Origin of the sequence: Micrococcus sp. HMSC067E09, assembly GCF_001812555.1 — a bacterium.
GTDB classification, from domain to species: domain Bacteria; phylum Actinomycetota; class Actinomycetes; order Actinomycetales; family Micrococcaceae; genus Micrococcus; species Micrococcus lylae.
This window is the reverse complement of record NZ_KV809401.1, coordinates 1-281: the sequence shown is the minus strand read 5'-3', so window position 1 is coordinate 281 and position 281 is coordinate 1. Positions and strand designations below refer to the sequence as shown.

The window sequence follows — 281 nt, the reverse complement described above, 5'->3', positions numbered from 1 at the left end:
TGTACCCGGCCATCACGTTGATGACACTCGTTGAGCGGGAGTCTTGCCCCCAAGCGCGGTGTGGCCACGCTCAGTGTTGTACTCATGGACCCACCGGGCAAGGCCGTCCGTGCGTTCAGCATTCGACGCCCAGGCCTGGCTGTAGGCCCATTCCTGTGCCAGCGTCCGGTTGTACCGCTCGACCTTGCCGTTCTGCCACGGGCAATGCGGCCGGATGAACTTCTGCCGCGCACCCACAGCTGCGACCGCTGCCTTGAACGCCTGCGAGTTCTTGTACGCCA

The 281-nt window shown here is 64.1% G+C and carries 1 protein-coding gene; it reads right to left on the bottom strand.

Translation table 11 applies throughout. From position 1 onward, the window contains the following. Positions 1 to 12: 12 nt before the first annotated feature. On the bottom strand, positions 13 to 281 hold a 269-nt coding region (locus tag HMPREF2863_RS11300; protein WP_141756319.1), incomplete at its 5' end, for an integrase core domain-containing protein.